Origin of the sequence: Streptomyces sp. NBC_01363, assembly GCF_026340595.1 — a bacterium.
Lineage (GTDB): Bacteria > Actinomycetota > Actinomycetes > Streptomycetales > Streptomycetaceae > Streptomyces.
In genome coordinates, this window is record NZ_JAPEPF010000002.1 from 1,674,665 (window position 1) to 1,696,893 (window position 22,229).

The window sequence follows — 22,229 nt, forward strand, 5'->3', positions numbered from 1 at the left end:
GGGCGAGCCGGTACCGCTTGTTGGTCCCATGACGCGAGCGCTGCGTGTGGTACTGCCTACGGAGAGCGAAACAACTGCTTCCGTGAAAGGTGCCATTCGTGTCGCAGGACGAACAGAGAACGGGCGGCCGGGGGGAACTGCCGGTCACGGCGGATCTCCCCGGCGACCCGGCCCGGAACCGGCACCCCACGACGGACCGGGTGGTGTTCGGCGTCACCGCCGTCCTCACCCTCGCCTTCGTGGTCTGGGGAGCCACCGCCACCGACTCGCTGGAGGACATCTCCACCTCCATGCTCAACGGGCTGATCCACAACGGCGGTTGGGCCTTCATGCTCGCCGCGTCCGGCTTCGTGGTCTTCGCCCTCTGGCTCGCCATCAGCCGTTACGGCAAGATCTCCCTCGGCCAGGAGGGGGAGGAGCCCGAATTCCGGACCGTTTCCTGGGTCGCCATGATGTTCAGCGCCGGCATGGGCATCGGCCTGATGTTCTACGGGGTCAGCGAGCCGCTCGCCCACTTCACCAACCCGCCGCCCGGCACCCGCCCCGCGGACGCCGCCGAAGCGATGCAGACGGCGATGGCCACCACCCTGTTCCACTGGACGCTCCACCCCTGGGCGATCTACGCGGTGGTCGGCCTGGCCATCGCGTACAGCACCTTCCGGCGTCGCAGGCGGCAGACGGTCAGCGCCGTCTTCGAGCCGCTCATCGGATCCCGGCACGCCCACGGCGGCCTCGGCCGGCTGATCGACATCCTCGCCATCTTCGCGACCCTCTTCGGCTCCGCCGCGTCACTGGGGCTCGGCGCCCTCCAGATCGGCAGCGGCTTCCACGAGCTGCACTGGAAGGAGAAGACCGGCACCGGACTCCTGGTCCTGATCATCGCCGTGCTGACCGTGGCCTTCGTCGCCTCGGCGATCTCCGGTGTGGAGAAGGGCATCCAGTGGCTCTCCAACACCAACATGGTGCTCGCCCTGGTGCTCGCCGTCTTCGTCTTCGTCGCGGGGCCCACCATCATCGTGCTCGACCTGCTGCCCACGTCGATCGCGGCCTACTTCGGCAATCTGGCCCAGCTCGCCGGACGTACCGAGGCGACCGGCAAGGGCGACGTGGCCGAGTGGCTCGGCAACTGGACCGTCTTCTACTGGGCCTGGTGGATCTCCTGGACGCCCTTCGTCGGCATGTTCATCGCCCGGATCAGCCGCGGCCGCACGATCCGCCAGTTCATCGGCGGAGTCATCCTGGTGCCCAGCTCCGTCAGCCTGGTCTGGTTCGCGATCTTCGGCGGCACGGCGATCAACCTGCAGGAGGCCGGCAAGCTCGGCAACGCCGTCACCCAGGAGGCGCAGCTCTTCGGAGTACTCCAGCAGTTCCCGATCGCCACGGTGATGAGCCTCCTGGTGATGGTCCTGGTCGGCATCTTCTTCGTCTCGGGCGCCGACGCCGCCTCCATCGTGATGGGCACGCTCTCCCAGAAGGGCATCCTCGAACCGGCCAAGTGGGTCGTCGTCTTCTGGGGCGTGGTCACCGGCGCCGTGGCCGCGATCATGCTGCTCATCGGCAACGGCAAGGGCGACGCGCTCGCCGGACTCCAGAACCTCACGATCCTGGTCGCCGCGCCGTTCACCCTCGTCATGATCGGCATGTGCGTGGCGCTGATGCGGGACCTGCGCCAGGATCCGCTGATCGTACGGCGCGAATTCGGTGTGGAAGCGGTCGAATCCGCGGTCATCGAAGGGCACGCGAAGTACGCCGGGGACTTCGAGATCCGGATCGGTCCGGGCGGCAGCCGGATCACCACCGGACTCCACGAGGGCCACGACCCGGAACCGGGCACCTCCGGCCCGGCGAACCCTCCGGGCGACGGCTGAGAACGCCCCCGCCCGGCCGGAGTGCGACCGGCCGGGTCGCTCGGCCCCGGGCGCAGATTAGGATCGGCACCCTGATGACTGCCACTCTCGTCGCCAAGGACCTCGCCGCCGGACACGGCGACCGCACGCTCTTCGCCGGACTCGACCTCGTCGTCGCGCCCGGTGACGTGATCGGTCTCGTCGGAGTCAACGGCGCCGGAAAATCGTCCCTGCTCCGGCTCCTCGCCGGACTCGACCGGCCGGAGGAGGGCGAGCTGCGGCTCTCCCCGCCCACCGCGACCGTCGGACACCTCCCGCAGGAGCCGGAACGGCGCGCGGGGGAGACCGTGCGGGAGTTCCTGGCCCGCCGCACCGGCGTCGCCGCGGCCCAGGCCGCGATGGACACCGCGACGCAGGGTCTCGTCGACGGGGCGCCGGGCGCGGACGACGCGTACTCCGAGACACTGGAACGCTGGCTGGCCCTCGGCGGTGCGGACCTGGACGAGCGCGCCGAGGAGGTCGCGGCCGACCTCGGGCTGACCGTCGGCCTCGACCTGCCGATGACCGCGCTCTCCGGCGGTCAGGCCGCCCGCGCGGGCCTGGCCTCCCTCCTCCTGTCCCGCTACGACATCTTCCTGCTGGACGAGCCCACCAACGACCTCGACCTGGACGGCCTGGAGCGGCTGGAGCGCTATGTCTCGGGGCTCCGCGCGGGCACCGTGGTCATCAGCCACGACCGCGAATTCCTGATGCGCACGGTCACCAAGGTCCTCGAACTGGACCTGGCCCAGCAGCAGATCAACCTCTACGGCGGTGGATACGCGGCCTATCTGGAGGAGCGCGAACGCGCCCGCAGGCACGCCCGCGAGGAGTTCGAGGAGTACGCCGACAAGCGCGCCGCCCTCGAAGGGCGCGCCCAGATGCAGCGCTCCTGGATGGACAAGGGCGTCAAGAACGCCCGGCGCAAGGCCACGGACTCCGACAAGCTCGGCCGCAAGTTCCGCAGCGAGTCGAGCGAGAAGCAGGCCGCCAAGGCCCGGCAGACCCAGCGCATGATCGAACGGCTCGACGTCGTCGACGAACCGCGCAAGGAATGGGAACTGCGGATGGAGATCGCCGCCGCACCCCGCTCCGGCTCGGTCGTGGCCACCCTGCGCGAAGCGCAGGCCGTACGCGGCGACTTCGCCTTCGGCCCGGCATCGCTGCAGATCGACTGGGCGGACCGGGTCGCCATCACCGGCGCCAACGGAGCGGGCAAGTCCACCCTCCTCGCTGCGCTCCTCGGCCGCCTCCCGCTGGACTCCGGCCATGCGACGCTCGGCTCGGGCGTGGTGGTCGGCGAGGTCGACCAGGCCCGCAAGCTCTTCCACGGCTCGGAGTCGCTCCTGGAGGCGTTCTGCGCGGCCGTGCCCGACACCGAACCGGCCGAAGTGCGTACGCTGCTCGCCAAGTTCGGCCTGCGCGCCGACCATGTGATGCGCCCCGCCACGACGCTCTCCCCGGGGGAACGCACCCGGGCCGCCCTCGCCCTGCTCCAGGGCAGGGGCGTCAACCTCCTCGTGCTCGACGAGCCGACGAACCACCTCGATCTGCCCGCGATCGAGCAGCTGGAATCGGCGCTGGAGTCGTACACGGGAACGCTGCTGCTGGTCACGCACGACCGGCGCATGCTGGAAGCGGTGCGGACGACACGGCGGCTCGAGGTGGCGGCGGGGAGAGTGACGGAGGCCTGAGCCCCGCTCTGGTATGCCAAATGGGTCGCGCATGGTCGACCCTGCGTCTTCAGCAGCAGGTCATTTGCGGCCGGTCACCCATGGACGGCAGGACGGCAGAACGGCAGGGGAGCCGGATGGCCGGTGTGCCGACGATCGGTGCCGGACGCCTCGGGGCATCACGTGGGGCCGCCGGTGTCGCGCAGAGGGCGGGGCGCCGCGCAAAGGGACGCCGGCGCGGCGTCGTGGAATGGGGCACCCGTGGCGCGAGGTGGATGCCGGTGTCGCGAAGGGGGTGCCGGTTCGCGGTCCGGCCCGGTATCCCCCGGGGACCGGGGCATGGTCGTCCCGCGAGGGGGAGGGCGGGGAGGGGGTCATCGCGGGCACACCCCTCCCCGCCCGGTCCTGCTACCGCTTCTTGCCGCCCTGATTCGGGTCCGTGAGCCCGGCCCGCCGCAGGGCGTCCGCCATCGCGCTGTTCACCGGTGCCGGAGCCTGACGGGCGGAGCCGCCACCTCCGCCACCGCGCCGGTCGCGGTCCTGGCCGTCCTGCCCCTGACGCTGCCGCGGCGGCCGGCCGCCCTGGCCGCCGCGCTCACCCCGCTCGCGCCTCGGAGCGCCGCCCTGGGGTCCTGTACCGGCCGCCGCCGCCTCGTCGTCAAGCCGCAGCGTCAACGAGATCCGCTTCCGCGGGACGTCGACATCCATGACCTTGACCTTCACGATGTCGCCCGGCTTCACGACGTCCCTCGGGTCCTTCACGAACGTCCGAGACATCGCCGACACATGTACCAGGCCGTCCTGGTGCACACCGATGTCCACGAACGCGCCGAACGCCGCGACATTGGTGACGACCCCCTCCAGCACCATTCCGGACGCCAGATCGCCGATCTTCTCGACGCCCTCCTTGAAGGTGGCCGTCTTGAACGCGGGCCGCGGGTCGCGCCCCGGCTTCTCCAGCTCCTTCAGGATGTCGGTGACCGTCGGCAGACCGAACTTCTCGTCCACGAAGTCGTCGGCGCGCAGCGACCGCAGCACCCCCGTGTTGCCGATCAGCGAGGCGACCTCGCCGCCGGTCCGCTTCACCATCGCCCGCACCACCGGATACGCCTCCGGGTGCACGCTCGACGCGTCCAGCGGATCGTCGCCCCGGATGCGCAGGAAGCCCGCGCACTGCTCGTACGCCTTCGGACCCAGCCGCGCCACGTCCTTGAGCGCCTTGCGGGACCGGAAGGGGCCATGGGTGTCGCGGTGCGCGACGATGTTCTCGGCGAGCCCCGAGCCGATCCCCGAAACCCGCGAGAGCAGCGGCGCGGAAGCGGTGTTGACGTCGACACCGACACCGTTCACACAGTCCTCGACGACCGCGTCCAGCGAGCGCGACAGTTTCACCTCGGACAGGTCGTGCTGGTACTGGCCGACCCCGATCGACTTCGGGTCGATCTTCACCAGCTCGGCGAGGGGGTCCTGCAGTCGCCGTGCGATGGAGACGGCGCCGCGCAACGACACGTCCATGTCGGGGAGTTCCTGCGAGGCGAAGGCCGACGCCGAGTACACGGACGCGCCCGCCTCGGACACCATCACCTTGGTGAGCTTCAACTCGGGGTGCTTGTCGATGAGTTCACCGGCGAGCTTGTCGGTCTCGCGGGAGGCCGTGCCGTTGCCGATCGCGATCAGGTCGACGTCGTGGGCCTTCGCCAGCCGCTCCAGCGTGGCCAGCGACTGGTCCCACTTGTTCGCCGGGACGTGCGGGTGGATGACATCCGTCGCGACGACCTTGCCGGTCGCGTCGACGACGGCCACCTTCACACCCGTACGGAAACCGGGGTCGAGCCCGAGCGTGGCCCGGGTCCCGGCCGGGGCGGCGAGGAGCAGATCGCGCAGGTTCGACGCGAAGACGCGTACCGCCTCGTCCTCCGCCGCGGTGCGCAGCCGCAGCCGCAGATCGATGCCGAGGTGCACCAGGATCCGGGTCCGCCAGGCCCAGCGCACGGTGTCGCCGAGCCACTTGTCGCCGGGGCGGCCGCGGTCGGCCACACCGAAGCGCCGGGCGACCATGTTCTCGTACGCCGAGGGGCCGGGCGTCTCGGAGGGCTCCTCCGGCTCCAGGACCAGATCGAGCACGTCCTCCTTCTCGCCCCGGAGCATCGCGAGGACCCGGTGCGAGGGCAGTGCGGTGAACGGCTCGGCGAAGTCGAAGTAGTCGGCGAACTTCGCGCCCGCCTCCTCCTTGCCGTCCCGCACCTTGGCGGCCAACCGCCCGCGCGACCACATGCGCTCACGCAGCTCACCGATCAGATCGGCGTCCTCGGAGAACCGCTCGGTGAGGACGGCACGGGCCCCCTCCAGCGCCGCCGCACCGTCCGCGACACCCTTGTCGGCGTCGACGAAGGCGGCGGCAGCGGCGAGCGGCTCGACCGACGGGTCGCCGAGCAGGCCGTCGGCGAGCGGTTCGAGCCCGGCCTCCCGGGCGATCTGCGCCTTGGTGCGCCGCTTGGGCTTGAACGGCAGATAGATGTCCTCAAGACGCGCCTTGGTGTCGGCCGCCCGGATCTGCGCCTCCAGCGCCTCGTCCAGCTTGCCCTGCTCGCGCACCGAGTCGAGGATCGCCGTCCGACGGTCCTCCAGTTCCCGCAGATACCGCAGCCGCTCCTCCAACGTGCGCAGCTGCGCGTCGTCGAGCATCTCGGTCGCTTCCTTGCGGTAGCGCGCGATGAACGGCACGGTCGACCCGCCGTCGAGCAGCTCGACGGCCGCCTTCACCTGCCGTTCGCGTACGCCGAGCTCCTCGGCGATCCTGCCTTCGATGGACGTCGTCACGGTTCTACCGACTCGCCTTCTCGTACTGGCTCTACTGGCTGTGCATGCCGGGGCAGGGCCCCTTCGCCTGCATTGTGCCGGGTGGCCGGGCGCCGTGTCGCCCGGCCACCCCCGTTGTCGGCCCGACTGGCTCTCAGTCCTTGCCCATCAGATCGGCCGGGAACGCGCCCGCCGATGCCGCAGTGAACAGGAACCCGCGCCCCAGCTCGGTCAGCCGCTCCACACCCTCCGCGCCCAGGTGCTCGTACGGGGCCGCGTCGAGCCGGTCCGTGGCCTCCTCCAGCTCCGAGCGGAGCGCGACGCCCGCCTCCGTCAACTCGCCGTCGGCGTCCAGGAGTCCGCGCCCGCGCAGCCGCTCGCAGGCCTCGTCCCAGTCGTCGCGGTGCCAGCCGCGGGTGGCGAGCACCCAGCGCGAGGACATTCCCTTGCCGGACGCCGTGTGGCTGACCAGTGCCTCCAGCGGGTCGAACCCGGCGGTCAGGAGCGCGGCGAGGTGGCCGTCGCCGCGGTGTTCGCGCAGCAGCGTGCCGGCGTGCCAGTACGCCAGATGCGGCTGTTCGGGCACCGGGAGATCGGCATGCGCGGCGTAGAGCGGCCGGGCGTGTCGGGTGCACCCCTCGGTCGCGCGCAGCGCCAGTTCGGCCGCCTCGGCCAGTTCCGGGGAGGCGATGATCTCCTCGCCCAGCAGCCGCCGCAGGGTGGTGTCGGCGGCGCGCAGCCGGGCGTCCAGGACCGCCTGCGGCGAGGCGACGGACCACACGGCGGGCAGGTGCCGGGCCACGAGGTCGTGGTTGAAGTTGTAGAACGCGGCGGTGACCGTGCCCGGACCGACGGCACCCATCGCCGCCGAACGCGCGGCGAAGTAGGCGGCGTTCGAGTCGTCGATGCCGAGCTCCCCGAGCTCCTTGCCGAGGTCGGGGGAGAAGTAGACCGTCGAGTGCAGCGGGTTGATGGCGTTGTGACAGCGGCGTCCGGCGCGAGGCGGCAGAGTAGTCATGAGGGCACATTACCGACCGGTCGGTATGGTTGGTAACCCCAGGCGGCGCCGAACTTCACGGTGATCGTGGCATGGCAGAAAAGGTGGGTTCTTCGTCATTGCGGCCATACTCCGGGCCGACCAGGATGGCAGCCATGACGCAGCGATCCGTACTCGTCGTCCTCTTCGACGGCGTCCAGAGCCTCGATGTCACCGGGCCGGTGGAGGTCTTCGCCGGGGCCTCCCGCTTCCCCGGGTCCGGGTACGCACTGCGCACCGCCTCGCTCGACGGCGCCCCGGTCCGTACGAGCAGCGGCCTCGTCCTCGTCCCGGACGGCGGCCTCGCCGACGCCGAACGGCCCCATACCCTCCTCGTCCCCGGCGGCGAGGGCACCCGCACCCCCGACCCGGCACTCGTCGACTGGCTGCGGGCGCACGCCCCGCACGCCGAACGGCTCGTCTCCGTCTGCACGGGCGCGCTGCTGCTCGCCGAGGCCGGACTGCTGGACGGGCACCGGGTGACCACGCACTGGACCGTCTGCGAGCACCTCGCCCGCAGTCACCCGGCCGTCGAGGTCGACCCGGACCCGATCTTCGTGCGCGACGGCAGGCTGGCCACCTCCGCCGGAGTCACCGCCGGTATCGACCTGGCCCTCGCGCTCGTCGAGGAGGACCACGGCAGGGACATCGCGCTCAGCATCGCCCGGCACCTCGTGGTCTTTCTGCGCAGGCCCGGCAACCAGGCCCAGTTCAGCGCCCAGCTCACCGCCCAGACCGCCCGGCGCGAACCACTGCGCGAGGTCCAGCACTGGATCACCGAGAACCCCGGCGAGGACCTCTGCGTCGAGGCGCTCGCCGCTCGGGCCCGCCTCTCGCCCCGTCATTTCGCGCGCGCCTTCCAGTCCGAGACGGGCCTCACGCCGGGCCGCTATGTCGACCGCGTACGCCTCGAACAGGCCCGCAGGCTGCTGGAGGACACCACCGACGGTGTCACCCGCATCTCACGCGCCTGCGGCTACGGCACCCCGGAGGCCATGCGCCGCGCGTTCATCAAGGCCCTGGGTACCGCGCCCACCGAATACCGCCGACGCTTCCGCACCCATCCCGCCACCGACCTACCGACCGCCTGACCGCTCGACCGCTCGACCGCGAAAGGGAACCCCATGCAGATCGCCATCGTCCTCTTCGACCGTTTCACCGCACTCGACGCGGTGGGCCCCCACGAGATGCTGGCCCGCACCCCCGGCGCCGAGACCGTGTTCGTGGCCGAGCGGACCGGCCCCGTGCGCAACGACACCGGCACCCTCGCGCTCGTCGCCGAAAGGACCCTCGCCGATGTGCCCGCACCGGACGTGGTGATCGTTCCCGGTGGCCCCGGCCAGCGCGACCAGATGGAGAACGAGGCGCTGCTCGGCTGGCTGCGCACCGCCGATGCCACCAGCACCTGGACCACCTCCGTCTGCACCGGCTCGCTGCTGCTCGCCGCGGCCGGACTGCTGACGGGCCGGCGCGCGACCTCGCACTGGCTCCTGCTGGACGTGCTGAAGGAGCTCGGCGCCGAGCCGACCGGCGAGCGTGTCGTCATCGACGGCAAGTACGTCACCGCGGCGGGCGTCTCGTCCGGCATCGACATGGGTCTCACCCTGGCGGGCCGGATCTCGGGCGACGAACACGCCCTGGCCGTACAGCTGCTGACCGAGTACGATCCGCAGCCGCCGTACGACGCGGGCTCGCCGGAGAAGGCCCCGGCGGCCATGGTCGAGAAGTTCCGCGCCCAGCGCCACTACCTCCTCCAGTAGGGCGCGGCCCGTCAGGCCGTCCAGGTGAAGCGCGGCGCGCGCCGCTCCAGAAAGGCGGCGACACCCTCCGCGGTGTCGCCGCTGCGGCGCGCCTGCTCCGCCCAGTACGCGTCCCGGTCCTCGCGCCCGGCGGCGAACTCCTTCGCCGCCGCCTGCGTCAGCCGCGAGCGGGCCACCAGGGTTCGTACGTACGCCTCGACCCGCTTGTCCAGCTCGTCGGCCGGCAGCACCTCGTCGACCAGACCGGTACGCAGCGCCCGCGCGGTGTCGATCAGCTCGCCGGAGAACAGCAGATGCTTCGCCGTGGCCGGTCCGGTCAGCGCCACCAGCCGCCGGGTGGAGGACGCGGCGTACACGACGCCGAGCTTGGCCGGCGTGACACCGAAGGACGCGCCCTCCTCGGCGAACCGCAGATCGCAGGCGGCCGCCAACTGGCTGCCGCCGCCCACGCAGTAGCCCCGGATCACCGCGAGCGTCGGCCGGGGGAACGCCGCCAACGCCTCCTCGGCCGCCACGGCGAGCGCCTGCGGATCGTCCGCCGGGTGCCGGAGCGAGGCGATGTCCGCACCGGCGCAGAAGGTGTCCCCGGCACCCGTCAGTACCAGCACCCCGACCGCGGGATCGGCCGCCAGCCGCTCCAGCAGACCGGGCAGCGCGCTCCACATCGCGGCCGTCATCGCATTGCGTTTGGCGGGGTTGCTGATGACGACGGTGGCGACGCCGTCCACGACGGCGTGCTCCAGCCCGGGTTCGGTACGGTCCATGCGCCGGATGCTATCCGTACGGTTCGAACCTATGATCAAGAAGGGGTCGCCGACCAGGCACGCACCGTGAGGAGCTTCTCGTGGCCGATCCCGCAACCGAGGGCAGGAGGCTGAGCCGCAGCTTCGGCTGGCTCGCCCTGCTCGGCACCCTTCTCGTCGTGGCCGGCCTCGTCGGTCTCGTCTACACCGGCGTCGCGACGCTGACCTCGATGATCCTGTTCGGCTGGCTGCTGCTGATCGGCGGCGTCGTCGGACTGCTGCACGCCATCGATTCCCGCGGCACCGACTACTTCTGGCTGGGCGTCGTGGTGGCCGCGCTGAACATCGCCGCCGGAGTCGTCGTCATCCGCCACCCGCACGGCACCGCGGAGGCGCTGACCATGTTCGCCGCGCTGCTCTTCCTGACCGGCGGGGTGTTCCGCCTCGTCGGCAGCGTCGTGGTGCGCGGCCCGCAGTTCGGCTGGACGCTGCTGCAAGGGGCCTTCGGCCTGCTGCTGGGGCTGCTGGTGCTCTTCGACTGGCCGCACAGCAGCCTCTACGTGCTGGGCCTCTTCTTCTCGCTGGCGCTGCTCTTCGACGGGCTCGGCCTGATCGCGATGGGGGTGGGCGGACGCCGCATCGTCTCCATGGTCTCGGAACAGAGGGTGACCGGAGAGCTGCCCGACTCACCCCCGCGAGATGAGCAGAAGCGGTCCAATGATTGAGTCTTTGGTGTGCTGCCCGGTCAAAACATGTCGATAGGAGTCGACTTCTGTTCAGTGGCACGGCCCGGACCGACTACGCCCCGCACTCTGTACCCGACGTGCAGTCACCATCGAGTGGAGAGCGGGTACCGGACTATGGAGAGCCGCGGGAGTGTCCCCGCCCGGCCCGTGTCGTACGAGGGAGTCTGGCGGTTCACCGCCCCGGCCGTGGACGTCTCCGTACCGCAGGCCCGGCACGCGGTGCGCGATCTGCTGGAACGCCAGGGTGTGCCGCTGGACGACGACATCGCCGAGGGCCTGCTGCTCATCGTCTCCGAGCTGGTCACCAACGCGGTGAAGCACGCCGCGCTGCTCTCGCCGGAGCTCGCCGTCGAGGTGGCCGTCGGCGAGGAATGGATCAGGGTGTCCGTCGAGGACAACCATCCCTACCGTCCGACGGCCCTGGAGACGGACCACGCGCAGACCGGCGGGCGCGGTCTGCTGCTGGTCCGGGAGATCACCCGGGAAGCGGGCGGGGCCTGCGATGTGGAGCACACCGCAGGCGGCGGAAAGATCATCTGGGCGGCGCTGCCGCTGAGTCCGCGATCCTGACCGCCCGCACCCGGTGCCGTCCGCCCGTCACCAGCCGGCGGACGGTCCGGTCAGCTCCCTGATCGCCGGACGCGCGGCGTCCAGCACCGTCATGAACCAGGCCGAGAACGGCGACCGGGCATGCCGCTCGGCGAGCTCCTCGGCCGTCACGAACGCGGTCTCGCCGACCTCCTTCGGGTCCGGGTCCAGCCGGTCCTGTGCCATTCCCACGAAGAGATGGTTGAACTCCTGCTCCACCAGGCCGGAGGCCGGGTCGGGGTGGTTGTAGCGGACCGTGCCCGCCTCGGCCAGCAGGGAGGGCGAGACCCCCAGCTCCTCATACGTACGCCGGGCGGCGGCGGCGAAGGGCGCCTCACCGGGATAGGGGTGGCCGCAGCAGGTGTTCGACCAGACACCGGGGGAGTGGTACTTGCCGAGCGCACGGCGCTGGAGCAGCAGCCTGCCCTGCTCGTCGAAGAGGAAGACCGAGAAGGCGCGGTGCAGCTGACCGGGCGGCTGATGGGCGGCGAGCTTCTCCGCCGTACCGATGGTGGTGCCGTCCTCATCGACCAGTTCGAGCATGATCACTTCTGCTGTGCCGTTCGACGAGCTGTGCGCCGCGGTGGCTGGTGTGGTCGGCATACCCATCCTTCGCTATGGTCCCGGCCCGGTGCGCCGGTCCCGTCGAGTCCGCTCAAGTCTGCCGTACAAAAGCCGCTTGTCCGCACCTCGGGGTCTGGCATGTCCGGTCCCGCCGCACCACGACGCGCGGCGGGACCGGACGGTACGTCAGACGCCGAAGGCGGCCGGGTAGTGGATCGTGCCCTGCGGCACCGGCGCGGAGTCGTCGAGCACCAGGGCCATCATCGCCTCGTCCGGGACATCGAAGCCCGGCCGGATCCCGTACCGCGACGCCGGCACGAAACCGAACCTCAGGTAGTACTCGGGATGGCCGAGCACCAGGACGAGTGACTCGCCGCGCAGCCTGGCCGCGTCGAGCACCGCCCGCACCACGGCCTGACCCGCACCCCGGCGCTGCTGCTCGGGGGCCGTCGCCACCGGGGCCAGCGCGAGAGCCGGCGCGTCCCCGACCCGGCACCGGGTCAGCAGGGCGTACGCCGCGACGTCGCCGTCCGGGCCGTCCGTGGCGACCTGGCCGAGGCCGCCGGGCAGCCAGGCCGCCGGATCGGTGCGCAGCGCGTCGACGAGAGCGGCCTCGTCCGGCGTCGGGAACGCGGCGGCGTTGACCGCGTGCACGGCCGCCGCGTCCGCCGCCGTCTCAGGCCGGGTCGTCCAGCGAGGGTCGACGGGGCGCAGCACATAGCAGGCGTAGCCGTACTCCGTGCCGTGGTCGCGCCGCATGGCCAGCTCCTCGCGGGTCGCCGCGAGCGCCCACGCCATGCCGGGAGCCGAGGCGTCGGCGGCCCCGACGCGCTCGGCGAGCGGGACGTAGTACTCGTCCCAGTCGCTGTCGGGCTGCAGCCCCACGGCGAGGACGTGGTAGCCGGCCGCCACGGCCGCGGCGGTGTTGCCCGCCACGGGGCGCATCGACGTCTCCTGCTCCCAGAAGGCGCGCGCCTCGGCCGTCGGCGCGTCCGTCGTCCAGACGCACTCGCTGAGGACGAGGGAGCCGCCCGGGGCGAGCAGCCGCTTCCAGCCACGCAGCGCGGTGTCGAAACCGATGATGTACGCGGACCCCTCGGCCCAGACGAGGTCGAACGACCCGTCGGGGAAGTCGGGACCGGACAGTTCGGCCATGTCGGCCCGGACCGTACGGACCCGGTCGCCGAGCCCGCGGGCGTCGGCCGCCTCGCGCAGTTCGTCGAGGAACGGCTGGTGGAGGTCGACGGCGGTCACCTCGGCGCCGGCCTCGGCGGCGAGGAGCAGCGCGGCGCGGCCGGGTCCGCAGCCCAGATCCAGGACGCGCGGACGGCTCGGCAACGGGCCGGTGAGTTCCAGCAGCCGCCGGGTGGTGGCATCGGAGCCGGGGCTCTGCCGGGGCAGGCCGTGATGCAGGGAGAAGAACGCCTCGGTACGGACGGCGTGATCGTTGTCGGTCAACGTGGGAACCCTTGGGTACGAGGGCTCCGGCCAACGGTGTCGGCCCGGTGCGAGTCGGGGGGCTAGCCGAGAACCCGGGAGATGAGGAAGGACCGGATGCTGCGCCGGGCAGGCGCCGTCGCGACGGTCATCAACCTCAGCTCCTCTCTCGCACATGGGGAGGCCGAACACCTCTGCGAATACCCTACACGGCCCCGCCCAGCGGGGACTTCAGTGGCAGAGCCTGGCCTCGTGCTCGGCATGGCCGCTCGGCTCCAGCTGGAAGGTGCAGTGCTCCACGTCGAAGTGGACACCGAGGCAGCCCTGCAGCTCATGGAGGAGCTTCTCGTGCCCGATCGAGTCGAGCATGTCCTGGCGCACCACCACATGGGCGGAGAGCACCGGCATTCCCGACGTGATCGTCCAGGCATGCAGGTCATGGACGTCCAGCACTCCGGGCAGGGCGGTGATGTGGGCCCGTACCTCACCCATGTCGACCCCCTTGGGCGCCGACTCCAGCAGCACGTTGAGCGTCTCCCTGAGCAGTTTCACGGTGCGGGGGACGATCATCAGGCCGATGACCAGCGAGGCGATCGGGTCGGCGGCCTGCCAGCCGGTGGCCAGGATGATCCCCGCCGAGACCAGCACCGCGAACGAGCCGAGCGTGTCCGCGAGCACCTCCAGATAGGCGCCGCGCACATTGAGACTGTCCTTCTGCCCGCGCATCAGCAACGACAGGGAGACCATGTTGGCGACCATGCCGACCAGGGCGAAGGCGATCGTCAGCCCGCCCCTGGTCTCGGCCGGGGTGATGAAGCGCTGGACGGCCTCGAAGAGCAGGAAGCCGCCCACGCCGAGCAGCAGCAGACAGTTGGCGAGCGCGGCGAGGATCTCGGCGCGGGCGTAGCCGAAGGTGCGGTTCAGCCCGGCCGGCCGGTTGGCGAAGTGGATCGCCAGCAGCGCCATGCCCAGGCCGAGGGCGTCGGTCGCCATGTGGGCCGCGTCGGCGATCAGCGCGAGGGAGTCGGCGAGCACCCCGCCGACGATCTCCACGACCATCACGGTGAGTGTGATGCAGAGCGCGATCCGTAGCCGTCCCCTGTACGCGGCGGCTGCCGTGCCGGTGGGCGGCGGCCCGCCGTGCGTGTGTCCGTGGTCGTGCCCTGCCCCCATAGGGAACGCCTCCCGGTGCTCTCGTGGTCCCGGGCGCGGTCGCCCCGGGCACTGCCAGTCAACTACGGGTGGGGGGTATCCGGCAACACGGTACTGAACACCGTTGTCATATGCTCTGACCTGCGGAAATGCTTGCAGGTCAGAGCGGCGGCGCGATGTTCCGGAGCGGGGCCCCGCCCTCGCGTTTTGTCAGGCGAGGTGGCGATCGACGATGATGATCGCGGGCGGCGTCGCATGATGCCGGTCCACCCGGAACAGAGCGCAAACGGTCAGTGAACTCGCGCTTCCGTTCATCCGATAGCCTCTGCCGACGTGCCGCCGGCCCGCATCCGGGCCGCACTGTCGCGCGCCGACCCCGTCAGCACCAAGGAGTGAGTTCGTCTGTCGACCGCCATCCTCACCGGTGCACCGGTACCCGGATCGTCGCTCGCGGACGATCTGCGGTCACTGGGCTTCGACGTACAGGCCGCCGCCGATGTGACCGAGGCCGCACGGCTGCTCTCGGCCGTCCCCGCCGACCACCGCGTCGCACTGGTCGACCCCCGTTTCGTCGGCCATGTCCACGCCCTCCGGCTCGGACTGACCGACCCGCGCTTCCCCGCCGCCACCGTGCCCGGCGCGCTCACCGCGCAGCCGGAGGCGCGCCCCGCGCTCGTCCGGGCCCTGGACACCACCGCCGAGGCCGTCGGCGCCGGAGTGCCCACGGGCACGCCCGACGCACCGGTCACCGACCGCACCGTGCCGGGCCGCCTCGCCGTCACCATGGACGCCGGGGGCACCGCCGTACAGCGCCCCGAGCTGGGTTCGCTGGTCGCGGCAGTCCCGGTCGACGGGCCCGCGCGCGAGGCGGCGGAGACCGCCCGAGCCGCGGTCGACGACGAGGCGGTGCGGCTGCGCAGCGCCGTGAAGGCCCACGACGGCTTCTTCACCACGTTCTTCATCAGCCCGTACTCCCGCTACATCGCCCGCTGGTGCGCCCGCCGCGGCCTCACGCCGAACCAGGTCACCACCGCGTCCCTGCTGACCGCGCTGATCGCGGCCGGCAGCGCGGCGACCGGCACCCGCGGCGGCTACATCGCCGCCGGGCTGCTCCTGCTCCTCTCCTTCGTCCTGGACTGCACCGACGGGCAGCTCGCCCGCTACTCGCTCCAGTACTCGACGATGGGCGCCTGGCTGGACGCGACCTTCGACCGGGCCAAGGAGTACGCGTACTACGCCGGCCTCGCGCTCGGCGCCGCCCGCGGCGGTGACGACGTATGGGCGCTCGCCCTCGGTGCGATGGTGCTCCAGGCCTGCCGGCACGTCATCGACTTCTCGTTCAACGAGGCCAACCACGACGCGGTGGCCAATTCGAGCCCCACGGCAGCACTCTCCGACCGGCTCGACAGCGTCGGCTGGACCGTCTGGCTGCGCCGGATGATAGTGCTGCCGATCGGCGAGCGCTGGGCGATGATCGCGGTACTGACCGCGGTGACCACGCCCCGGATCGTTTTCTACGCCCTGCTCATCGGCTGCGCCTTCGCCGCCTGCTACACCACCGCGGGACGGCTGCTGCGCTCACTGACCCGCAAGGCCGAACGCACCGACCGCGCCGCGCGGGCGCTCGCCGAGCTGGCCGACTCCGGACCGGTCGCCCAGTTCGTCGCTGCGCACGGTCCCCGGATCGGCGGCGCCTGGAGCGCCCCGGTGATCGCGCTCGTCGGAGCGGGGGCGCTGATCGCCGCCGCGCTCCAGCAGCCCTTCGGCAGCAAGCAGATGATCTTCGCCGCGGTCTTCTACGCGATCTGCTCCGGCGTGGCGGTGGCCCGCCCCCTCAAGGGTGCCCTCGACTGGCTCGTACCCCCGATATTCAGGGCGGCGGAGTACTGCACCATCCTCGTTCTCGCAGCCCGCAGCGACGTCCCGGGAGCCCTTCCCGCAGCCTTCGGGCTGGTCTCGGCCGTCGCCTACCATCACTACGACACGGTGTACCGCATTCGCGGCGGCACCGGCGCGCCGCCCCAGTGGCTGGTCCGCACGATCGGTGGGCACGAGGGCCGCACCCTGGTGGTGGCCGTACTCGCCGCCGTATTCACTCAGCATCCGGCTTTCACCGTGGCACTCACCACGCTCGCTGTGGCGGTGGCACTGGTGGTGCTCGTGGAGTCCATCCGCTTCTGGGTGTCCTCCGGAGCACCCGCCGTTCACGACGAAGGAGAACCCGCATGATCGGCCTCGTACTGGCAGCCGGTGCAGGACGGCGTCTGCGCCCCTACACCGACACGCTTCCGAAGGCGCTCGTGCCTGTCGACGGCGAGAAGACGGTCCTGGATCTCACGCTGGCCAACTTCGCCGAGATCGGCCTCACCGAGGTCGCCGTCGTCGTCGGCTACCGCAAGGAAGCCGTGTACGACCGCAAGGCCGAGTTCGAGGCGAAGTACGGCGTGACCCTCACCCTGATCGACAACGACAAGGCCGAGGAGTGGAACAACGCCTACTCCCTGTGGTGCGCCCGTGAGGTCCTCAAGCGCGGCGTCATCCTGGCCAACGGCGACACCGTCCACCCGGTCTCCGTCGAGAAGACCCTGCTCGCCGCCCGCGGCGACGGCCGGCGGATCGTCCTCGCCCTCGACACGGTGAAGCACCTCGCCGACGAGGAGATGAAGGTCATCACCGAGGACGGCAAGGGTGTGCGGCGCATCACCAAGCTGATGGACCCGGCCACCGCGACCGGTGAGTACATCGGCGTCACCCTCATCGAGCCCGAGGCCGCCGAGGAGCTCGCGGACGCCCTGCGGGCGACCTTCGAGCGCGACCCCGACCTCTACTACGAGGACGGCTACCAGGAGCTCGTGAACCGCGGCTTCACCATCGACGTGGCCCCCATCGGCGAAGTGACGTGGGTGGAGATCGACAACCACGACGACCTCGCGAAGGGCCGTGAGATCGCGTGCCAGTACTGACCCGGCTCATCCCGTCCCCGGTCGTCGTCGACATCCGTCGCGGCGCCCTGGACGATCTGGCCGGTCTCCTCGCCGACCAGCGGATCTCCGCCTCGGGCAAGCTCGCCGTCGCGATCAGCGACGGCTCGGGGCGCGCCCTGCGCGAGCGGCTGACCCCCGCGCTGCCCGGCGCCCACTGGTACCCGGTGACCGACGGCACCCTCGACTCGGCGGTCAAGCTGGCCGACGACATCAAGGGCAACCGGTACGACGCCGTGGTCGGCCTCGGCGGCGGCAAGATCGTCGACGTGGCGAAGTACGCGGCGGCGCGGGTCGGGCTGCCCATGGTCGCGGTGGCGACGAACCTCGCCCACGACGGCCTCTGCTCACCCGTCGCGACGCTCGACAACGACAACGGCCGGGGCTCCTACGGAGTCCCCACCCCGATCGCCGTGGTCATCGACCTCGACATCGTCCGCCAGGCACCGGCCCGCTTCGTGCGCTCCGGCATCGGTGACGCGGTCTCCAACATCTCCTGCGTGGCCGACTGGGAACTCGCCCACGAGGTCAAGGGCGAGGAGATCGACGGTCTCGCCGCGGCCATGGCCCGCCAGGCCGGCGAGGCCGTGCTGCGCCACCCCGGCGGGATCGGCGACGACGCCTTCCTCAAGGTGCTGGCCGAGGGTCTCGTACTGACCGGCATCTCGATGTCCGTCGCCGGGGACTCCCGGCCGGCCTCGGGCGCCTGCCACGAGATCAACCACGCCTTCGACCTGCTGTACCCCAGGCGCGCGGCCAGCCACGGCGAACAGGTCGGCCTCGGCGCCTGCTTCGCCATGCATCTGCGCGGCGCGCGCGAGGAGTCGCTGCTCATGGCGGCCACCCTGCGTCGTCACGGTTTGCCGGTCGTGCCCGAAGAGATCGGGTTCACCGCCGACGAGTTCGTCCAGGCCGTCGACTACGCCCCGCAGACCCGCCCGGGGCGCTTCACCGTCCTGGAACACCTCAACCTGTCCACCGACCAGATCAGGGACGCGTACGCCGACTATGCAAAAGCCATCCATAGCTGAACTCCGTCCGGTCGTGCACCCCCCGGGTGTGAAGGACCGGCGCAGCGGTGAGCACTGGGCTGGTCGGCTCTACATGCGCGAGATCTCGCTGCGCATCGACCGGCACCTGGTGAACACCAAGGTCACCCCCAACCAGCTGACCTACCTCATGACGGTCGCCGGAGTGCTCTCCGCGCCGGCCCTGCTCGTTCCGGGCATTCCCGGTGCGCTGCTCGGGGTGCTCATGGTCCAGCTCTACCTCCTGCTCGACTGTGTCGACGGCGAGGTGGCCCGCTGGAAGAAGCAGTTCTCGCTGGGCGGGGTCTACCTCGACCGGGTCGGCGCGTACCTCTGCGACGCGGCCGTGCTGGTCGGCTTCGGCCTGCGCGCCGCCGACCTGTGGGGCACCGGACGGATCGACTGGCTCTGGGCCTTCCTGGGCACGCTCGCGGCCCTCGGCGCCATCCTGATCAAGGCCGAGACCGACCTGGTCGGGGTCGCCCGCCACCAGGGCGGACTGCCGCCGGTCAAGGAGGCCGCGTCGGAGCCGCGCTCGTCCGGGATGGCGCTCGCCCGCCGGGCCGTCGGCGCGCTCAAGTTCCACCGGCTGATCCTCGGGGTCGAGGCGTCGCTGGTCATCCTGGCGGCCGCCGTCCTCGACGCGGTCCGTGACGACCTGTTCTTCAGCCGCCTCATGGTCGCGGTGCTGGCCGGCATCGCGCTGCTGCAGACGCTCCTGCACCTGGTGTCGATCCTGGCGTCGAGCAGGCTGAAGTGAGCACGCCCATGAAACTCGGCGCGGTCGTCATCACGATGGGCAACCGCCCCGAAGAGCTCCGTGCCCTCCTCGATTCGGTCGCCGTGCAGGACGGCGACCGGATCGAGGTGGTGGTCGTCGGCAACGGCGCCCCGGTACCCGACGTCCCCGCGGGAGTACGGTCCGTCGAGCTGCCCGAGAACCTGGGCATCCCCGGCGGCCGCAACGTCGGGATCGAGGCCTTCGGTCCGTCCGGCGCCGATGTCGACGCCCTGCTCTTCCTCGACGACGACGGACTGCTGCCGCTCACCGACACCGCCGAGCTGTGCCGGCAGGCCTTCGAGGCCGATCCCGAGCTGGGCATCATCAGCTTCCGCATCGCCGACCCGGACACCGGTGTCACGCAGCGCCGCCACGTACCGCGGCTGCGTGCCTCCGACCCGATGCGCTCCTCCCGCGTGACGACCTTCCTCGGCGGCGCCAACGCCGTACGCACCAAGGTCATCGCCGAGATCGGTCCGCTGCCCGGTCAGTTCTTCTACGCGCACGAGGAGACCGATCTCGCCTGGCGGGCACTGGACGCCGGCTGGATGATCGACTACCGCGCGGACATGGTGCTCAACCACCCGACGACCGCCCCCTCGCGGCACGCGGTGTACCACCGGATGGTGGCCCGTAACCGGGTCTGGCTGGCCCGGCGCAATCTGCCCGCGCCCCTGGTGCCCGTCTATCTCGGGGTGTGGCTGCTGCTGACCCTGCTCCGCAAGCCCTCGGGCCCGGCGCTGAAGGCATGGCTCGGCGGCTTCCGGGAAGGCTGGTCCACGCCGTGCGGAACGCGCCGCCCGATGAAGTGGCGCACAGTGTGGCGGCTGACCCGACTCGGCCGACCTCCCGTGATCTGAGAGGCTCACCTCTGAGAGCATGGGACGTACGTTTTCTCCACGGGACCTGTCCGCTCCGAACCGCGCCCGCGACTGGCTGCGCATCTTGAATACGAGAGTTTCATCTGGTGAGTGACACAACCCATGATGGTGCGGTCGCATTGAGCACCCCCCCATCCGCCGACGACGGCCTGAGCTCGGCCGAGATGGCCGCCAAGTACGGCCTGACGGTGAGCGGCGCCCGGCCAGGGCTCTTCGAATACATCCGGCAGCTCTGGGGCCGGCGCCACTTCATCATGGCGTTCTCCAGGGCGAAGCTGACCGCCCAGTACAGCCAGGCGAAGCTCGGCCAGCTGTGGCAGGTGGCCACACCGCTGCTCAACGCCCTGGTCTACTACTTGATCTTCGGGCTGATCCTGGGCACCCGGAAGGGAATGACCCAGGAGGTCTTCATCCCGTTCCTGGTGACCGGCGTCTTCGTCTTCACCTTCACCCAGAGTTCGGTGATGGCTGGCGTACGGGCCATCTCCGGCAATCTGGGGCTGGTCCGGGCCCTGCACTTCCCGCGCGCCTCGCTGCCCATCTCGTTCTCGCTCCAGCAGCTCCAGCAGCTGCTGTTCTCGATGATCGTGCTCGCGGCCGTGGCCATCGCCTTCGGCAGCTACCCGAGCCTCTCGTGGCTGCTGATCCTTCCGGCGCTGGTCATGCAGTTCGTCTTCAACACCGGCCTGGCGCTGATCATGGCCAGGCTCGGCAGCAAGACCCCCGACCTCGCCCAGCTGATGCCGTTCGTCATGCGGACCTGGATGTACGCGTCGGGCGTCATGTTCTCGATCCCGGTGATGCTCAAGAGCAAGCCGGACTGGATCGCCAACGTGCTGCAGTACAACCCGGCGGCCATCTACATGGACCTGATCCGCTTCGCGCTGATCGACGGGTACGGCGCGGGGAACCTGCCGGCGCACGTCTGGATCGTGGCGCTCGCCTGGGCGGTCCTCGTAGGCCTCGTGGGCTTCGTGTACTTCTGGAAGGCAGAGGAACGGTACGGCCGTGGCTGACGACAAGACCCCGGGGCGCGTCCCCACCGTCATCGCCGACGATGTGCACATCGTGTACCGCGTCAACGGCGCCGGCGGCGGCAAGGGCAGCGCCACCGCGGCGCTGAGCCGGATCCTGCGCCGCGGCAAGGGCGAATCGCGCGGTGTGCGCAAGGTGCACGCCGTCCGCGGTGTCTCCTTCACCGCCTACCGAGGCGAGGCGATCGGCCTCATCGGGACCAACGGTTCCGGCAAGTCGACGCTGCTGCGGGCCATCGCCGGTCTGCTGCCGACCGAGCACGGCAAGGTCTACACCGACGGGCAGCCGTCGCTGCTCGGGGTGAACGCGGCGCTGATGAGCGATCTGACCGGCGAGCGCAACGTGGTGCTCGGCGGCCTCGCGATGGGCATGTCCCGCGAGGAGATCCACGAGCGCTACCAGGGGATCGTCGACTTCTCCGGCATCAACGAGAAGGGCGACTTCATCACCCTGCCGATGCGCACGTACTCCTCCGGCATGGCCGCGCGCCTGCGCTTCTCCATCGCCGCCGCGAAGAACCACGACGTCCTCATGATCGACGAGGCGCTGGCGACCGGTGACCGCAAGTTCCAGATCCGCTCCGAGAAGCGCATCAGGGAGCTCCGCAAGGAGGCCGGCACCGTCTTCCTGGTCAGCCACAGCAACAAGTCCATCAGGGACACCTGTGACCGGGTGCTGTGGCTGGAGAAGGGCGAGCTGCTGATGGACGGCCCGACGGACGAGGTGCTCAAGGCGTACGAGCGCGAGACCGGGAAGTAGCGCCTCTCCCGGTCCCACGACGTCCAGGCGGCCTTTGCCGGTACTCCGGCAAGGGCCGCCGCGGTGTCCGGATCGTGGACCACCGTCGGCGCACTCCACGCCCGGCGGTATGTCCTGCGCAGGATCTCGTCCCGTCGGATGACGTCAATTCCCTTGTGTACGGGGAAGGTTGGCGGGGCGGAAAGCGTTCCTGCAACGCGCCCAACACCCCGCCGTATGGATGAGCGTTGTACAACGTAAGCTGTACCGGTGCTGATTCGAGGCAAGTGGGGCGATAGTGCCTGGTGCGCGGCCCGTAGGCAGCGCTCCGCACTCGGCAGAGCGGGCGGCGTGTCCGGAATGGGATGTTTTGGGTCAGCAGTGTAGAACGGGAGATGTGA

The 22,229-nt window shown here is 70.8% G+C and carries 19 protein-coding genes; 13 read left to right on the plus strand and 6 right to left on the minus strand.

Features of this window, described 5'->3' with window-relative positions; translation table 11 throughout:
- Positions 1–98: 98 nt before the first annotated feature.
- Entirely contained in the window at positions 99–1,868 is a 1,770-nt protein-coding gene (locus OG611_RS35390) for a BCCT family transporter (protein WP_266429714.1), read from the plus strand.
- A gap of 74 nt (positions 1,869–1,942) precedes the next feature.
- Complete coding sequence (locus OG611_RS35395) at positions 1,943–3,580, plus strand: ABC-F family ATP-binding cassette domain-containing protein (protein ID WP_266429718.1); 1,638 nt, start codon at positions 1,943–1,945, stop codon at positions 3,578–3,580.
- A 387-nt stretch (positions 3,581–3,967) separates the two neighbouring features.
- Here the strand turns inward: OG611_RS35395 and OG611_RS35400 are convergent, their stop codons facing one another.
- Positions 3,968–6,379, minus strand: coding sequence for a Tex family protein (locus tag OG611_RS35400; RefSeq protein ID WP_266429721.1), 2,412 nt, complete (start codon positions 6,377–6,379; stop codon positions 3,968–3,970).
- Between the two features lie 133 nt (positions 6,380–6,512).
- Complete coding sequence (locus OG611_RS35405; protein ID WP_266429724.1) at positions 6,513–7,376, minus strand: hypothetical protein; 864 nt, start codon at positions 7,374–7,376, stop codon at positions 6,513–6,515.
- 134 nt (positions 7,377–7,510) lie between these two features.
- Here OG611_RS35405 and OG611_RS35410 point away from each other — a divergent pair, with 134 nt between their 5' ends.
- Both OG611_RS35410 and OG611_RS35415 read left to right on the plus strand, forming a co-directional pair.
- A complete protein-coding gene (locus tag OG611_RS35410) occupies positions 7,511–8,485 on the plus strand; it encodes a GlxA family transcriptional regulator (RefSeq protein WP_266429727.1) in 975 nt (324 codons plus the stop codon).
- Between the two features lie 33 nt (positions 8,486–8,518).
- On the plus strand, positions 8,519–9,154 hold the full coding sequence (locus OG611_RS35415) for a DJ-1/PfpI family protein (protein WP_266429730.1): 636 nt from the start codon (positions 8,519–8,521) through the stop codon (positions 9,152–9,154).
- An 11-nt stretch (positions 9,155–9,165) separates the two neighbouring features.
- Here OG611_RS35415 and OG611_RS35420 read toward each other — a convergent pair whose 3' ends face one another.
- Positions 9,166–9,918 (minus strand): enoyl-CoA hydratase/isomerase family protein, encoded by a 753-nt coding sequence (locus OG611_RS35420; protein WP_266429733.1) that lies wholly within the window; start codon positions 9,916–9,918, stop codon positions 9,166–9,168.
- Positions 9,919–9,998: 80 nt separating this feature from the next.
- On the opposite strand from OG611_RS35420, the gene OG611_RS35425 reads away from it, so the two are divergent.
- Entirely contained in the window at positions 9,999–10,622 is a 624-nt protein-coding gene (locus OG611_RS35425; protein WP_266429736.1) for an HdeD family acid-resistance protein, read from the plus strand.
- Between the two features lie 135 nt (positions 10,623–10,757).
- Positions 10,758–11,213, plus strand: a complete 456-nt coding sequence (locus OG611_RS35430) for an ATP-binding protein (protein WP_266429738.1) — start codon at positions 10,758–10,760, stop codon at positions 11,211–11,213.
- 27 nt (positions 11,214–11,240) lie between these two features.
- On the opposite strand, the gene idi is transcribed toward OG611_RS35430, so the two are convergent.
- From idi to OG611_RS35445, 3 genes are all read right to left on the minus strand, one after another.
- Positions 11,241–11,834: an isopentenyl-diphosphate Delta-isomerase gene (gene idi, locus OG611_RS35435; protein WP_266429742.1), complete on the minus strand. Its 594-nt coding sequence runs from the start codon at positions 11,832–11,834 to the stop codon at positions 11,241–11,243.
- A 147-nt stretch (positions 11,835–11,981) separates the two neighbouring features.
- Positions 11,982–13,253 carry a bifunctional class I SAM-dependent methyltransferase/N-acetyltransferase gene (locus tag OG611_RS35440; protein WP_266429745.1) on the minus strand — a complete coding sequence of 424 codons (1,272 nt, stop codon included), beginning with the start codon at positions 13,251–13,253 and terminating at the stop codon, positions 11,982–11,984.
- Between the two features lie 210 nt (positions 13,254–13,463).
- A complete protein-coding gene (locus OG611_RS35445; RefSeq protein WP_266429748.1) occupies positions 13,464–14,405 on the minus strand; it encodes a cation diffusion facilitator family transporter in 942 nt (313 codons plus the stop codon).
- A 438-nt stretch (positions 14,406–14,843) separates the two neighbouring features.
- Between OG611_RS35445 and OG611_RS35450 the strand changes: the two genes are divergently transcribed.
- The 7 genes from OG611_RS35450 (at position 14,844) to OG611_RS35480 (ending at position 21,849) form a co-directional block, all read left to right on the plus strand.
- The gene (locus tag OG611_RS35450) at positions 14,844–16,613 is read left to right on the plus strand and encodes a DUF5941 domain-containing protein (RefSeq protein ID WP_266431393.1); all 1,770 of its coding nucleotides are present in this window, start codon (positions 14,844–14,846) and stop codon (positions 16,611–16,613) included.
- Positions 16,610–17,347, plus strand: coding sequence for a phosphocholine cytidylyltransferase family protein (locus OG611_RS35455; protein WP_266429750.1), 738 nt, complete (start codon positions 16,610–16,612; stop codon positions 17,345–17,347). The genes OG611_RS35450 and OG611_RS35455 overlap by 4 nt, the downstream gene beginning before the upstream one ends.
- Entirely contained in the window at positions 17,335–18,396 is a 1,062-nt protein-coding gene (locus OG611_RS35460) for an iron-containing alcohol dehydrogenase family protein (protein WP_266429752.1), read from the plus strand. The genes OG611_RS35455 and OG611_RS35460 overlap by 13 nt, the downstream gene beginning before the upstream one ends.
- Positions 18,374–19,153, plus strand: coding sequence for a CDP-alcohol phosphatidyltransferase family protein (locus OG611_RS35465; protein ID WP_266429755.1), 780 nt, complete (start codon positions 18,374–18,376; stop codon positions 19,151–19,153). Before OG611_RS35460 ends, OG611_RS35465 begins: the two co-directional genes overlap by 23 nt.
- A gap of 8 nt (positions 19,154–19,161) precedes the next feature.
- Positions 19,162–20,034: a glycosyltransferase family 2 protein gene (locus tag OG611_RS35470; protein WP_266431394.1), complete on the plus strand. Its 873-nt coding sequence runs from the start codon at positions 19,162–19,164 to the stop codon at positions 20,032–20,034.
- 107 nt (positions 20,035–20,141) lie between these two features.
- Positions 20,142–21,071: an ABC transporter permease gene (locus tag OG611_RS35475; RefSeq protein ID WP_266429758.1), complete on the plus strand. Its 930-nt coding sequence runs from the start codon at positions 20,142–20,144 to the stop codon at positions 21,069–21,071.
- Positions 21,064–21,849, plus strand: a complete 786-nt coding sequence (locus OG611_RS35480; RefSeq protein ID WP_266429761.1) for an ABC transporter ATP-binding protein — start codon at positions 21,064–21,066, stop codon at positions 21,847–21,849. Before OG611_RS35475 ends, OG611_RS35480 begins: the two co-directional genes overlap by 8 nt.
- Positions 21,850–22,229 lie beyond the last annotated feature (380 nt).

Bases quoted from the DNA above. Each gene is read 5' to 3' on its own strand.
- OG611_RS35395 (WP_266429718.1), top strand. From the start codon at position 1,943: ATGACTGCCACTCTCGTCGCCAAGGACCTCGCCGCCGGACACGGCGAC.
- OG611_RS35405 (WP_266429724.1), bottom strand. From the start codon at position 7,376: ATGACTACTCTGCCGCCTCGCGCCGGACGCCGCTGTCACAACGCCATC.
- OG611_RS35410 (WP_266429727.1), top strand. From the start codon at position 7,511: ATGACGCAGCGATCCGTACTCGTCGTCCTCTTCGACGGCGTCCAGAGC.
- OG611_RS35415 (WP_266429730.1), top strand. From the start codon at position 8,519: ATGCAGATCGCCATCGTCCTCTTCGACCGTTTCACCGCACTCGACGCG.
- OG611_RS35420 (WP_266429733.1), bottom strand. From the start codon at position 9,918: ATGGACCGTACCGAACCCGGGCTGGAGCACGCCGTCGTGGACGGCGTC.
- OG611_RS35430 (WP_266429738.1), top strand. From the start codon at position 10,758: ATGGAGAGCCGCGGGAGTGTCCCCGCCCGGCCCGTGTCGTACGAGGGA.
- idi (WP_266429742.1), bottom strand. From the start codon at position 11,834: ATGCCGACCACACCAGCCACCGCGGCGCACAGCTCGTCGAACGGCACA.
- OG611_RS35445 (WP_266429748.1), bottom strand. From the start codon at position 14,405: ATGGGGGCAGGGCACGACCACGGACACACGCACGGCGGGCCGCCGCCC.
- OG611_RS35455 (WP_266429750.1), top strand. From the start codon at position 16,610: ATGATCGGCCTCGTACTGGCAGCCGGTGCAGGACGGCGTCTGCGCCCC.
- OG611_RS35465 (WP_266429755.1), top strand. From the start codon at position 18,374: ATGCAAAAGCCATCCATAGCTGAACTCCGTCCGGTCGTGCACCCCCCG.
- OG611_RS35470 (WP_266431394.1), top strand. From the start codon at position 19,162: ATGAAACTCGGCGCGGTCGTCATCACGATGGGCAACCGCCCCGAAGAG.